11 protein-coding genes are annotated in these 13,446 nt (G+C 41.2%); 1 reads left to right on the forward strand and 10 read right to left on the reverse strand.

Translation table 11 applies throughout. From position 1 onward, the window contains the following. Positions 1-144: 144 nt before the first annotated feature. The 9 genes from HMPREF1534_RS08020 to HMPREF1534_RS07980 all read right to left on the reverse strand — a co-directional run bounded on the left by HMPREF1534_RS08020 (position 145) and on the right by HMPREF1534_RS07980 (position 10,597). Positions 145-1,458 (reverse strand): hypothetical protein, encoded by a 1,314-nt coding sequence (locus tag HMPREF1534_RS08020; protein ID WP_005941063.1) that lies wholly within the window; start codon positions 1,456-1,458, stop codon positions 145-147. 11 nt (positions 1,459-1,469) lie between these two features. Continuing rightward, complete coding sequence (locus HMPREF1534_RS08015) at positions 1,470-3,029, reverse strand: WG repeat-containing protein (protein WP_018452034.1); 1,560 nt, start codon at positions 3,027-3,029, stop codon at positions 1,470-1,472. Continuing rightward, positions 3,026-4,615, reverse strand: coding sequence for an FHA domain-containing protein (locus HMPREF1534_RS08010; RefSeq protein ID WP_005941066.1), 1,590 nt, complete (start codon positions 4,613-4,615; stop codon positions 3,026-3,028). The genes HMPREF1534_RS08015 and HMPREF1534_RS08010 overlap by 4 nt, the downstream gene beginning before the upstream one ends. 23 nt (positions 4,616-4,638) lie before the next feature. Continuing rightward, positions 4,639-5,229 (reverse strand): FHA domain-containing protein, encoded by a 591-nt coding sequence (locus tag HMPREF1534_RS08005; RefSeq protein ID WP_005941068.1) that lies wholly within the window; start codon positions 5,227-5,229, stop codon positions 4,639-4,641. Positions 5,230-5,246: 17 nt separating this feature from the next. Beyond that, positions 5,247-6,635 carry a PP2C family protein-serine/threonine phosphatase gene (locus HMPREF1534_RS08000; protein ID WP_005941070.1) on the reverse strand — a complete coding sequence of 463 codons (1,389 nt, stop codon included), beginning with the start codon at positions 6,633-6,635 and terminating at the stop codon, positions 5,247-5,249. Next, a complete protein-coding gene (locus tag HMPREF1534_RS07995) occupies positions 6,632-7,603 on the reverse strand; it encodes a serine/threonine protein kinase (RefSeq protein ID WP_005941072.1) in 972 nt (323 codons plus the stop codon). The genes HMPREF1534_RS08000 and HMPREF1534_RS07995 overlap by 4 nt, the downstream gene beginning before the upstream one ends. Then, entirely contained in the window at positions 7,600-9,303 is a 1,704-nt protein-coding gene (locus HMPREF1534_RS07990; RefSeq protein ID WP_005941074.1) for a serine/threonine protein kinase, read from the reverse strand. The genes HMPREF1534_RS07995 and HMPREF1534_RS07990 overlap by 4 nt, the downstream gene beginning before the upstream one ends. A gap of 38 nt (positions 9,304-9,341) precedes the next feature. Beyond that, the gene (locus tag HMPREF1534_RS07985) at positions 9,342-10,043 is read right to left on the reverse strand and encodes an FHA domain-containing protein (RefSeq protein WP_005941076.1); all 702 of its coding nucleotides are present in this window, start codon (positions 10,041-10,043) and stop codon (positions 9,342-9,344) included. A 191-nt stretch (positions 10,044-10,234) separates the two neighbouring features. Further along, entirely contained in the window at positions 10,235-10,597 is a 363-nt protein-coding gene (locus HMPREF1534_RS07980; protein ID WP_005941078.1) for a YkvA family protein, read from the reverse strand. Between the two features lie 116 nt (positions 10,598-10,713). On the opposite strand from HMPREF1534_RS07980, the gene HMPREF1534_RS07975 reads away from it, so the two are divergent. Next, complete coding sequence (locus HMPREF1534_RS07975) at positions 10,714-12,210, forward strand: sensor histidine kinase (RefSeq protein ID WP_005941079.1); 1,497 nt, start codon at positions 10,714-10,716, stop codon at positions 12,208-12,210. 5 nt (positions 12,211-12,215) lie between these two features. Here HMPREF1534_RS07975 and HMPREF1534_RS07970 read toward each other — a convergent pair whose 3' ends face one another. After that, positions 12,216-13,409 carry a mechanosensitive ion channel family protein gene (locus HMPREF1534_RS07970; protein WP_005941081.1) on the reverse strand — a complete coding sequence of 398 codons (1,194 nt, stop codon included), beginning with the start codon at positions 13,407-13,409 and terminating at the stop codon, positions 12,216-12,218. Between the last annotated feature and the right edge of the window lie 37 nt (positions 13,410-13,446).

Raw genomic sequence — 13,446 nt, forward strand, 5'->3', positions numbered from 1 at the left:
AATACTGTCGCTTAGTTTGTAGGGGCGAGGTTCGCTCGCCCGAAAACAGTTTGCTTTGTGTATTCGGGCAGGTAAACCCTGCCCCTACAGCTGACGATGGGATAGCCCGATTTGGGGTTGACACACTCCCGATGTGATACCTGTTTATTCTATCGACAGAAAGATGCCGGACTGTCCTTGCGGGTCATACAGTATATATTTCCCCTTACCCACAGCATAGGACAATTTTAAAGTTCCGTTGACACTGACCACCGACTCTTGCGGATGTACTCCATTAGTCACCAGGTCTTCATAAGTAAATACATTACAGAATCCTTTTCCTTTCACTTTCATAAGAACCAGTTTGAGCAGGATAGGTCTATAAGCGGAAGATTCATTCTGTTTTTCCACAATCAGCATACCACCGATGGAATCGGCCGACAAAACAGTGGCCCGGGAAGCTGTATCTACTATCAACAACCCTTCCTGTTTTTCAATAACAGCTTTTGCCGATTCTTTCCGGTTTACCAGTATTTCACCTTTACCGACTATTACATCCGTCAAAGGTTTATAATCCGGATTCGCTTTTTTTCTTGTTTCCGTGACAGCAATGCTGTTCCTGCGCAAAATATCTCCCCGCTCATTCTGAATCAATAAATAGCCGGGCTCCTTTTCTCCCCCATAGTTCTGCTCTACAATGATACCGGTATCTTCATCCTTCTTTATGCAAACCACGTCCAACAATGGACTTTGCTCGAACAACGACTGATTAGGGTTCAATTTCTTTTTCTGCTGAAAAGCAATCTGTCCGGCATTGATAACTTCCACTATTCCATCATTCTTCAGCAAGCGGATTCTCTCTCCCGGTATTTGTTCGATGATTTGTCCTTCATACTTCTCGCCCGTACGCAATGCCACCACATCAATCAACCCGGTCAAATCGGTCGTGGCCCTGGGAGCACGTTTGATAGCCTGTATATCTTTCCAATCCAGATAATAGGAATTAGGAGTAAAATCAAGATATTTGATGACTTCTCCTTTTTCCAGTATACGCACTTTGCGGGGAACAACGTTCCAGTTTGAATAAAGCGGGGTATTCGTTTCCCGGACGACGGCAGAATCGAGGACTACTGTATCATTCTCTGCTGTTTCTGCCAAAATGATGTCAGTCATTTGCAGAAACTTACTACCTCTGACAGTCTTTACCAGCAATGGGTTATCTCCTACCCAAGCTTTCCACGGGTCGGACAGTGTTTCTATCTCGATATCATACTCCAACACAGACTTCACCTGTTTCACCGGAATATAAACCGTTGCCTTTTCTGCAAAAAAGATAATATCTTTTCCCGGATGCTGAACAGAAATATAACCTTCGAGCACAGAGCCGTTTTTCAGCACAACCGTCTCATAAGGTTCGGCACCGGCAGTTAAAACCAGCAGGTTTAATAATAGTATCCAACAAAATCTCTTAGTTTTCATCATTTTATCCTTTAAAAATTGACAAAGAAAGGTTCTACAGTTATACTTTTGCTCACTTTATTCATATCAGGAACAGTAACCGTCACAACGCGTTTCTCTTCTTTTATAATTTTAGTAAAGGTAGCATAAATCTTTTTGCTCTGTCCGGCATCCAGACTCACCTTTTCTTTCTTCGTTATTAGTTGATTGCCCGTTATAACAGCCTCAAATTCTACCGCTTCCCCCGTTTGATTTGTCAGGGTGACTACAACCGAAGCAACATCATCTGCATTCGCCTTCACCTTTGAAGGAGCAATGGCAATACCGATTCCGGTATCATTGCCTGCAACATTTGAAACATTTTTTATCATGCTGCTATTCCAAAGCTGCAAGTTTTCTCCTTCAAGCAAAAGATTACGAGTCTCTTTTTTAGGCAAAACCAGCGAAAAGATGCGAGTGCTTTTCGCATTCCCGGGCTGGCTGAGATTCACTTTCTCACCACGGTCGTTGGAGCAAAATAGTTCCAGTTCCGCTTCCTGCCAGGCCTGGGGCACTGTCACCACATAATCCACAGATTCCATTCCGGCATCCACCGACTTTAACGAGCCTACGGAAGAACGGCATTGGAAATATCCCGGATAAAGTTTCAGCAAACCATATTTATTATCCTTAGAAGCAATGGCATATCCTCTGCTGAAGGGTTGCGCATCGTCAAATTGTGCCGGCAATACGATGGCGCTTCCCTGTTTATAACCATACAAATCATCTTCCGAATAAACAGTCGGACCATCATATACTATCCTGGATTTAGTTCCCTTTGCCGATTTATCCGCATGCTGTCCAATGGCATAATACTCATCAAACGACAAGACAATATTATTGTCTATCTTAAGCAATTGCCCTGAAGTATTGATAACACAATAACGATTGTCTTTTGTTATCACCAACGCTTCTCCATTCTTAAATGTCGTCCCTGTATATATATCACCTATATCGGATTGCAGCACCAGATTTTGTCCGTTTTCGTTTACATAAAAAACTTTATCCTTGTTTTTTGCATTCAGTAACCCGCTGACAGCATTAAGCCCTACAGAAAAAAGATTTTTTCCTTTGCAAACAGAAGCCCAACCTTCAGAAAACGGGTGTGCCACACTGTATGCAAAATCCAGTATCACCCGGCCATTAGGCCCAATATATCCAAATCTTCCCTTTTTATTGCAGACCGGCAATTTGCCTTCAGAAAAGAAAGTATAGTTTCCCACATACCAGTCCTCGGATATTTGCGAGGTAGTCTTATCCTTATGCAAAATACTCACCAACTTGTTCTTACCATCTACAAAACGTAATACCAATGAGCAGTCTTCAACCATATTGGTAATGGAATCGGCATACACACCGACTATTATTTTACCGTCTTTGTCCACAACTCCCACTTGTTTCCCTATTTTCACCTTGTACATGTCTTCGCCATACGGAGTGATAGATGAATACTGAGGAGCTATCGCCCACTTAGCCGTTTGAGCATTCATCCCAAACGGAATGAATGCCCAAATCATTAACAGCCGGCAGGCATACACCATTACTTTATTCATAGGCCCACCTCCTCTTCATACATTTCTTTCAGATATCTGGCCTGACATGCCAAGCCCAAAGTAGAGCCCATCTTCCAGCCTCCCCAAAGAACACCTACCAATTCGCCATGCTTATTGAAAATAGGTGACCCGCTGGCTCCGCCGACTGCTTCTCCCTGGAATTCAAAATCATATCTTCCAGGCACTTTGCTGCACATTGTTTCCCGAATATCCGGTTCGAGTGAATGATTTGTCTTCTCCACTGCACGATACGCACCTGCCGGATAACCGATGGTATACAATTTTTCTTCCAGCGGTTTCAGCTTTTCTGTATTAAATTGTTTTACATCGAAAATATATTCGATGTCGGATGGAGTTTTCTTTTTGTTCAACTGCAAGATAGCAATGTCCTTTTCATCCGTTTCAGAAGCCTTTACAACATAGCATCTCTCAAAGTCATCATAATGGGTATAGTTTTGTCCGGGATAGCCAACCGATATATAATCGGACGCACCGGATATGGTATACTTCGTTTGTCTTACTCTGTTAATCAAAGCATTGAGTGATTTCACCCTTTGTCTGGGACTTTCTCCCAACGCTTTTTCTATCAAAACATTACCGACAGGACTCGACGCCAGAAGTGTCAAATCGCTGTCTGTCCTTACTTCTTTTGTCGGGATCAGCTCTTCCAAAAACTCCTCTATAGCTTGTCTCAACATATCTTCTGTTTCAGGATTCATATAAGCCTTGTCCCAAGGATAGGCAACATGTCTGTTAGTTCCCATACGTCCTTCGCGGTCAATAAAAAATGCCGTTGCCGTATAACTGAACTTATTATATCCTTTAGGAATATTATCGGAACCGACAACCCGGGCATGCTTGCCGTCCGTTGAACAAAGAACTGTGTAAGGCCGGCTGCCCAACAGAACATCATCAAATGTAACAGTGTAATAATAGTTAGCCATTACCCAAACAACAGCCGGTCTGAATTTGGTAGGATCGACAGTCTTACGCCCCAATATCCACACTGCCCCCAAAAGAACCGCAGCAGCCACACCGACAGCGGCTACCCATTTAATCCATGGATAAGGTGTAGGGAAAGGCAATTGCTCGGTTACATCCACATCCCCACAAAGTACAATATCTCCCTTTTTCACCCGAATTTCTTTACCCGGTTGTATCTTTACACCATTCACTTTAGTGCCATTTTTACTTCCCAAATCCGTCAGATAACACTTTCCGTCTTTTGCCACCTTGAACGTAGCATGAAAACGGCTGACAAAGGCACCGGAAATAACCAGGTCGTTCCGAAAGTTCGTACCGATATTAAGAATCGATTTATATTTACTGGTATTTTCCAAAGCAGGAACCCGGCTCCATTGCAATTCAACATCGGCAAATTTCACATAATCCCCCCGTTGAATAGTAACTTCCTTGTTGGGAGTAATTTTCTTGCCGCCCACAAAGGTTCCGTTTGTACTGTTTTTGTCTTCCAAAATGATTTCGCCACTATCCAACAATAGAATTTCCGCATGATGGCTACTCACAAATTCGCTATTCAATACAATATTCGAGGAAGACGAACTTCCAATTTTTAGTAGTTTCATTGTATATTGTTTTTTTATTAGTATTAGTATATAATAGGTACAGCCTGTTCTTTCTTGGATGCAGAATCGTTCTCTTTTTTATCTCCGTTTTTCTTATTCTTCTCTTTCTTGTCCTTTGTTTTTTTCTTTGGGAAGAAACAGCTTGATACCTCATTCTTCTCTTTCTTTTCAGAGAGAGAATCCTGCTTCTTCTTCACCTCTGCCTGTGGTGCCACCTCCTTTTCCGGAAGCACCTTCTCCTCCTGCTGACATTCAATAACCGGAAGCCGGGGAGTATCATCCTTCATATCCTGTATAACAACAATGGCTGTAATGATTACCGCCAGACCTATTACCGCCATAATGCCATATCTGTAATATCTTTGAACATCAGGTATCTGATTCCAATCCAATTGGCGCACGTGTGCAAAAGAAACCACATCTTTACGGGTGACAGGGTATGCCGTATCCGATTTCAATTTAACACCATTGACAAATGTTCCATTTTGCCCCATACTAATAATCTCCATCTTTCCGGTCGCATGGATTTTCAAAATAGCATGGCGGCGACTGACTGTACTATCCGACAAAACGATATTACAGTTTTCATCACGACCAATAGTTAATATCTTCATACTCATTAATTTTATAACTATTTTATTTTATCTCTAATCTCTTTTACCCGATTAATAATGGAGTCATAATGACTTTGCGCCCTGCTGCTGTTTTCTTTAGCTATATTCTGTTTCAAAAGAAGCAAAATACCATATTCGCGTCCGTTCTTCTCTTTGCCATTAAACTCGTTTTCAGAGATGCCATATTTCTTTTTCAATTCAGGCTCCAATTTTTGAACCATTGCCACCGTTTCCTTCAATTTTTGTTCTTTTTCCTTCCCTTCAGAAACATCACGTAACTCCTGTAAATTATTAATAATGTCATCCAACCGTTCTATGATGTCATACTGATTGATTATAACCTCCATATATTCTTTCGCTTTACCCGGATTATTGGTTATGATCTGTGACAACGAATCTATAGTCCTCTTTTGTTCTTGTTCCGACTTTCTCAGCTTTTCATCAAACTCTGCCTGAAGTTTTTCGCTCCATACCTTTTGCAAAGCTTCTATATCCAACTCTTCACTCTTGGAGGAAGCCACCGCTTGACCCGGCAAATAAAAGCCCTGAATGATGTTGCCTGCTATACTGACACAACAGATAAATATCAAGGCAAATAATATATTCCTTATTTTTGTACTCATCTTTTCTTTTAATATTGAATTAGAATTTGTTTCAATTAATGCTACGGTCAGATTATCATGCTTGCCGCCATTTGCGATTCCCTCTTCATCCACACGAATCACAATACTTTCGACAGCTCCTCCCAAAGAAGAAGTACCCGCCACAATATCAATCAACTTCCGTTCCGGAAACATTCCCCATATTCCATCTGTACACAGCATAAAACGGTCTCCCTTTTCATAAGGCAGCTCTACGATATCCGCTTCAATGTCACTGTTAGCACCCAAGGCCTTAGTAATCATGTTTGACTGCTCCGACAAACGTGCCTGCTCCTCATTAATAGTACCGTTCCTGACCATCTCGAAAACCATTGAATGGTCAAATGTGCGAAACTTCTTATGTCCCCTGCGAAATTGGTATATCCTACTGTCTCCGACATAAGCGGCAATGGCCGAATACTCATTAATCAGCAAAGCGGTAACCGTAGTCCCCATGCCGCGTAATGCAGGTTTCTTCTGTATCTCTGAAATCAATGCCTGATTCGCCATTTTTATGGCTTGTTGAAGAACTGTCAGAGGAGAATCCGAAAGCTTGCCGGAACGTACTGTCTGAATAATTACATCAGTAGCAGTAGACGAAGCAGCCTTGCCCGAAGGTCCCCCTCCCATCCCATCGCACACAACAACCAATAATCCTAATGGAGTATCGGCATATCCGCATGTATCCTGATTTTCGGCCCTGCCACCTTGCCTGGAATCGACAAAACCGACAGCAATAGGTAATTGTGTATTTATTGGTATCATAAGGCAAACATTAATAATATAATAATTATTCCAACCAGACAACCCACACCGACCATGACCAACCATGTCGGTACCACCGGTGAAGGAGGAGCACTTAAAGCCTTTTGTAACGCCATCTTAAACTCTCCCGATGATTGGAAACGTTCGTTTTGCTGTTTTTCTGTCGCTTTGCGAAGCACATCCACAACCGCTTTCGGTACTCCCTGTCTATCCGGCAATACTTCCATTCGCTGCCTTTGTATAGTCTCCTCCCTTGTAGAAGAATCAAAAGGATTATAACCGGCCAACAACTCATACAGTGTTACTCCCAATTCATAGATATCCGTTGTTTTATCTACTGTCAATTGGACCTGTCCGGGTTCTATGATTTGTTCGGGAGCAGCATATTTGGGAGTACCTATCAAACCCGGAGACGTCATACTGACAGAATCAGGTGTATAAGCAATGCCCAAATCCATTAATCTGATATTAGAACCATGCTCTATCATAATGTTAGCCGGTTTTATATCCATGTGAACAATTCCTTTCTGATGAAGATAATCCAAAGCATCCATCACAGGATAAAGGCTTTCGCAGATTCGCTTGACCGCATCTTTCCTATTCCGCAAATGAGTATTAACATGCTCGTCCAATGTTATTCCCTGCACCAGTCTGCTCACAATAAATATCGGGCCATTATATGGATTTAGCTCGCAATAGCCTATCATCTCTACCAAGTTACGATGCCGAAAAAGCAATGATGCTTCTAATTTGGCTCTTTCACGAATGCTTGGTACATTGGCATATTTATCCACCACGCGCTTAATTGCCACTCTCTCCTGAGTCTGACAAGACCGTCCCAAATAAACAGTGCCCATAGCACCGGCGCCCAAGGGTGGCTCTGTCTGGTTATAAAAGAACCATTCACCGTTTACGCATAAATAGATTTCATCACCTTTTTGTACTATATTTCTATAATTAGGTTTCATTGGAGTGCTTCTATTCTTCTGGAACATTTACTTATATATTCATTATCATTCGCTTGCGTGGCAAATGTCAATCCTCGTTTGAAATACTCTAAAGCCTTCGGCAAGTCCCGACTATCGGCTTTACCTGTACGTATTTCACCGGCTAAGAAATCACAGCCCAATTCATACAAGGCTTTATAATAGGTTGAATCTGTTTTGACAATTCTACTCATCATCTGATGTGCATCCTTACCGTCTTTCTTCAATGTCTCCGATAAATAGTTCTTTATTTGTTGAATAGAATCAGACGAATCTTCTCCCGGATAGTGCAAACGCGCTACCAAATAAGCTGCATCCAAAGAAGAACGATATCCTTTTTGAGCTACTTTCTCCAATAAATTCAAGCCATCGACAGCTTTACCCGAATCACTCAACAATGTAAAAGCTTCCAGTGTAAGCTGACCGGCAGTCTTTACCATCACAGTATGCCCTGATATAGAATCTGTCACCCTTTGTCCCGATGGAACCGAAGAGTCCAAAATCGTATTATTCATTTCAGCTTCCCATGCCGCAATCCGTTTCTCAGTTTCTATCCTTTCAAGCTCCGCTTGCTGTTTTTCTTTATTATCGGCTATAATTTTCCAAGTAATGCTTCCACCTATCAGCACAACCACAATGAACACTGCAGCCCATACATTCTTTTGTCCCATCTTGCCCACAATTGCCTGAACAGTCTCTATAATATTCCCGAACTTTTCCTGTTCCGTTGCCGAAGGCATGGAAATCTTACTTATTTGCTCTACTGCTACTCTAAACTCTGCTGCCGATTGATACCGGTCTTTCTGCTTCTTGGCTGTAGCCTTGGCTATAATTTTTCGAATCTCTTTCTGTGGCACTTGCTGCAAAGGCATTTTGTGATGCAACTGCATTTCCAGAACTTCATGAGTGGCCCCCTCAAATGGTACATGTCCCACAATAAACTGAAACAGCATTATCCCAATGGCATAAATATCTGTCGTTTCATTTTGGTGCACCACATCGCCAACAACCAATTCAGGAGAAGCGTATGTTGCTTTTCCCATAAATTGTCCGGCGGTAGTCAGTTGCTGGTCTTGTGTAGTCAGTGTAGAAAGCTGTTTAGCAATACCATAATCAATAATCTTTATTTTCCGATCAGAGGTAATCATAATATTACTCGGATCAAGGTCACGATGGATATATCCTTTGTCGTGCAAAGCCATAATCCCCGACAATATATTTTTGATAACAAGCAGCGCAAAGCCACAACGATCCGTCACATATTGATTATACAGCTCTTGTGCAAAAGGAATATCCACTCCATTATTGTCTGTCGTTTTTCCTTTTAATAAATCACACAAGACTACTCCGTGCAACAGTTCACTTACCACATGATAATGCTGATGGACAACGGTTGGAGAAACTACTTCATCTATCTGGATAAAACCAAACATTTCCACCAGATTCTCATTATGAATCTGAATGGAAGCTTCTCTCCGTGCTCTTTCGATGACGTGTGCAGGCAAATCGTCAAACAAAAATTTGATTGCTACATCCACACATACACCGGTCTTTTCTTGAATCCGCTTACCACGATACACCGAACCCATTCCTCCCACACCAAGGGGCTGGCTATCCGTATCTACCTCATAACGAATGTGGTTTTTCTTTTCATTTATACTTTGTATGCAAATAATAGACATATCTTTTCCTTCATTTAAATTTAAAAGGTCTGCAACTGTTACATAAACTTAGTTCCTCCCGGCTCTGTACCTTGAACTCCGTCCATTGCTACTGTTCCATTATTCATCGGACGATTATTATGGTCATAGGGATTAAAGCTGCCACCTGTACCTTTTGGCGCAGCAAAAGGAAAATCCACATCCTCTTCCTCTTCTATAGGTATAAAGTTTTCCGATACAGTCAATCCCAAGGCTTGCGTGTCAATCAAAATCAGAAGCAATCGATAATTAAGACCGATTGTAATCAAATCATTATTAAAACACTCATGGGCACTGTAATCCAGTTCCTCTTCATTTACGAATATGCCATTTTTGGAACCTATATCCTTAATCGAAGCCAGTATCTTATGTGTAGTTTTCATCTGCTTGATATTCAGTTCCGCATGAATATCCGACACAGTACCTTCCTTCAAACATATATCACAATTACCGGAACGCCCGATTTTATTTGAGCCGATATGAAGAGGCCAATATTCACCGATACCCTGGCGGGATATAGAATACAAAAATCCGACTACCGGGGCTCCCCCTTTGGCACTCGATTCGTGCCGGCCAACATTGGGAGCCACCTCTTCCATTCCCGGAACCATTGTTCCGCGACTTCCCATGTCAGGAGTTGTAGTTCTCGAATACATATTGTTCTTCTTGTTTGCATAGTATGAATTTTCCATACCCGGTACAGATGTTTTTTCTTGTGACATAGTATCTATTGTTTTAATTGTTCCTTATTTAATTCACAAAGATTGTTTTTTTATAGAATAAAAAAAACCACACAACGCGCATAAGGCGTTATGTGGTTCATATTAGTATCTAAGCAGATAAAAATAAGGATTATCCCTATAAAAATTTATTTAGAGAGTCAAACTTATTCCTAATGATATACCATTCGGCATCATTCCTGTATCAGTTCATATTTTACTTCAGGAAACCATCGTTCCAGTATATTGTCCACTTCCGATTCTATCTCGGGAGTGACATACCTGCACACTTTCTTATAAGCATAGACTAAAGAAAATGCCTCATCTATCCAGCCGATGACGGGCAACCGTTTGGCAGAAATCAAATCTATCGGGAGTATTAAATAAGATAAAGCGGCAACTATTAACATTTTATCCGATGACGGAGTTTCAGGACTCCTCAACACATAATATAATAAAAGTACCGGACGAGCCGTTGTTCTTCCCACCAATTTTGCATAATCTGCTATTTTTTCCCACCAAAAATCATAATCGATTTTATTCATAATTCTTTTCATACTCGCTTTTTTATATGGTTTTCTAGTCTTTTGACGCAGGTATTCTGAAAAAAGTTGCACTTTTAAGAACATTTTTTTTCAAATGAGGTTATATTTGCAGAAAAGCAGTATCACAGATGAAAAAAACCCTTCTAACATTAGTACTTGCTTTCTGCGTATTGGCAGGGCAAGGACAAACTTCTACGACAGCATCGGGCGTTAATACTACAGAATTAAATTCCAAGTGGGCCCAATTTACCCAGTTGGCAGAAAAGAAACAATATAAACAAGCTATAGACGAAGGAGTGCGCGTCAGCATACTCTTTACCGAAAACAGACAATATAAAGAAGCTTTCGCCACCTGTCGCCAGATGGATGCATTGATTTATACCAATGAACAAGAAACTAAAAAAGCAAATTATCCACTCCGCTATCAGGTGACCAAAGAACGCTTACGCATGTACACCCGTCTGAAAAATGCAGAGCAATGTAAAAAACAACTCAATCAACTGCATATTTATGCAGACCAAATAAAATCGGATTCCTTATCGGAAGATCTTCTCTTTACCGAGGCTAATTATTACCAAACATTCGGTATGCCGGACAAAAGCCTCGCATGCTATAAAGAACTGTTTCGAAAACGTTCGAAAGGAAAAGACGAAAAAGGCATAGAGCAATGCTATAAAGATATGCTGAGTTATGCAGAACAGAACAACAATGCGCCACTGGCCGGTGCCATGCGTAAGCTCTACACGTCTTGGCAAGATTCCATCCAAACAGTAAAAGCAGCTCAGAAACTGACAACCCTGCAACAAAAATATGATGAAAACCGGCAATTGTTACAAGAAAAAGAAGATAAGATAAGTACCAATCTTTTCATTATCATTGCACTTTGTATCCTGACAGCCATTCTTGCGGCTGCGCTTGTATTTCTTGCCGCCTTACTTTTCAAACATATACGCCAAGTGAAAAAGTTAAAACACAGTCTGGGTATCGCTAATGAGAATAATGAACAAAAGTCAAGATTCATCAGTAACATCAGTACACAGATAGAACCGACTCTTAACACGATGGAAGAAGCGACTGAAGTGTTCTCGGCCAAAATCTTACAGAAGAATATAGAAGCTTTGAAAAAACTCATGACTGACATTCAAACATACGTCACTTTGGAAGAGACACGTGAGGAACATTATCCGCTCAAAGATGTGAATATAAATGCCTTGTGCGAAACCATTATGGAAAAGGCCAAGACAAACTTCAAACCCGAAGTGGAAGCCGTACTCAATGTACCGAGAGTAAATATTAAGACAAATGCAGAAGCGCTGGAACGCATCTTGCTTTATTTATTGAGAAATGCTGCACTACACACAGATAACGGCAAAATCACATTAGAGTTTAAGAAAAGAAGTGCACACACAGGACAGTTTATCATTACCGATACCGGTACAGGCATACCGACCGAAATAAAAGGAAAGCTGTTCAAGCCATTTGCCGAAATCCATGACTTAACGCAAGGCAATGGACTGGGCTTACCGACCTGCAGCCTCATCGCCTATAAACTTAATGGTACTTTGCATCTGGATAACGAATACAAGAAAGGAACCCGATTTGTGCTGGAATTACATGACAAATAAGAAACCTACTGTTTTGAAAGCGCCAATATATCAGTTCCCGTAGGGCTTTGAAATACTTTCAATCCGAACTGGGGAAGAACAGCCAGTACATGGTCAAAAACTTCGGCTTGCAGACGTTCATAAGGTATCCAATCCTTATTGGCTGAGAAAAAATAAAGTTCGATGGGCAAGCCCTGCGGAGTAGGCTGAAGTTGCCGTACCATGAGGGTAAGGCTTGTATTCACCCGTGGGTGATGTCGCAAATACCGCTCCAGATAATGACGGAAGACATGCAGATTCACCTCCTCTTTTCCGGTCCTTTCAAATCCTTCCAACCAGCCGCGTTTCTCAAAGTTCTTCAACTGTTGGGGAGTACAGAAATGCACTGTTGTCATATCAATATTCAGTGAACGTTTTATTCTTCGCCCGCCACTTTCTCTCATACCGCGCCAATTCTGAAAAGAATCACTTACTAAAGCATACGGTGGAATTGTGGTTATAGTATTATCCCAATTCTGTACTTTCACGGTAGTTAATGTCACTTCTATCACCGTACCGTCAGCCCCATATTTAGGCATAGTAATCCAGTCACCCGGACGAAGCATATTATTGGCTGAAAGTTGTACCCCGGCAACCAGCCCCATAATGGTATCCTTAAATACCAACATCAGAATAGCCGCAGAAGCCCCCAAACCGGTCAGGATATTCATCGGGTCTTTATCAATCAGTGTACTGATAATAATAATTACTCCTATACATATCACTATCAACTTCAACATTTGATACACCCCTTTCAACGGATGATTCTTCAACTTCTCATGTTCACTGGAAATGGTATAAAGTGAAGTGAGAAAAGAACAAATCAAACGCATTGACACAGCAGTAATATATACCCAGCATAGTTTAAGGATAAATGTTAAAGTCACGGGTTCATGCGGAAAAGCAAAAGGAAGCAATGCATATAATATAACAGGTGGAATGAGATGACATATATTATCCAGTACAACATCATTGAATAGATAATCATCCCAAGTAGCCTGTGTCTTTGCCGTCAGTTTCTTTATAGTAGGAACTACTATTTTTCTGCAAAAATAATCTGCCACAAAAGCAATGATAATAATACCGGCTATAATAATGATACGCTGGGTTATGCCCAGGCTTTCCTGATGCACACCCATCTGTTGCAATAAGTTAGTAAGATCGTTGTTTATTGTATCCATACTACATTCGTTTTTCCGCAAAGATACTAAAAACGCC

This window comes from Phocaeicola massiliensis B84634 = Timone 84634 = DSM 17679 = JCM 13223, from assembly GCF_000382445.1.
Lineage (GTDB): Bacteria > Bacteroidota > Bacteroidia > Bacteroidales > Bacteroidaceae > Phocaeicola > Phocaeicola massiliensis.

Bases quoted from the DNA above. Each gene is read 5' to 3' on its own strand.
- HMPREF1534_RS07985 (WP_005941076.1), bottom strand. From the start codon at position 10,043: ATGTCACAAGAAAAAACATCTGTACCGGGTATGGAAAATTCATACTAT.
- HMPREF1534_RS07975 (WP_005941079.1), top strand. From the start codon at position 10,714: ATGAAAAAAACCCTTCTAACATTAGTACTTGCTTTCTGCGTATTGGCA.
- HMPREF1534_RS08000 (WP_005941070.1), bottom strand. From the start codon at position 6,635: ATGATACCAATAAATACACAATTACCTATTGCTGTCGGTTTTGTCGAT.
- HMPREF1534_RS08015 (WP_018452034.1), bottom strand. From the start codon at position 3,029: ATGAATAAAGTAATGGTGTATGCCTGCCGGCTGTTAATGATTTGGGCA.
- HMPREF1534_RS07970 (WP_005941081.1), bottom strand. From the start codon at position 13,409: ATGGATACAATAAACAACGATCTTACTAACTTATTGCAACAGATGGGT.
- HMPREF1534_RS08020 (WP_005941063.1), bottom strand. From the start codon at position 1,458: ATGAAAACTAAGAGATTTTGTTGGATACTATTATTAAACCTGCTGGTT.
- HMPREF1534_RS08005 (WP_005941068.1), bottom strand. From the start codon at position 5,229: ATGAAGATATTAACTATTGGTCGTGATGAAAACTGTAATATCGTTTTG.
- HMPREF1534_RS07980 (WP_005941078.1), bottom strand. From the start codon at position 10,597: ATGAAAAGAATTATGAATAAAATCGATTATGATTTTTGGTGGGAAAAA.
- HMPREF1534_RS07990 (WP_005941074.1), bottom strand. From the start codon at position 9,303: ATGTCTATTATTTGCATACAAAGTATAAATGAAAAGAAAAACCACATT.
- HMPREF1534_RS08010 (WP_005941066.1), bottom strand. From the start codon at position 4,615: ATGAAACTACTAAAAATTGGAAGTTCGTCTTCCTCGAATATTGTATTG.
- HMPREF1534_RS07995 (WP_005941072.1), bottom strand. From the start codon at position 7,603: ATGAAACCTAATTATAGAAATATAGTACAAAAAGGTGATGAAATCTAT.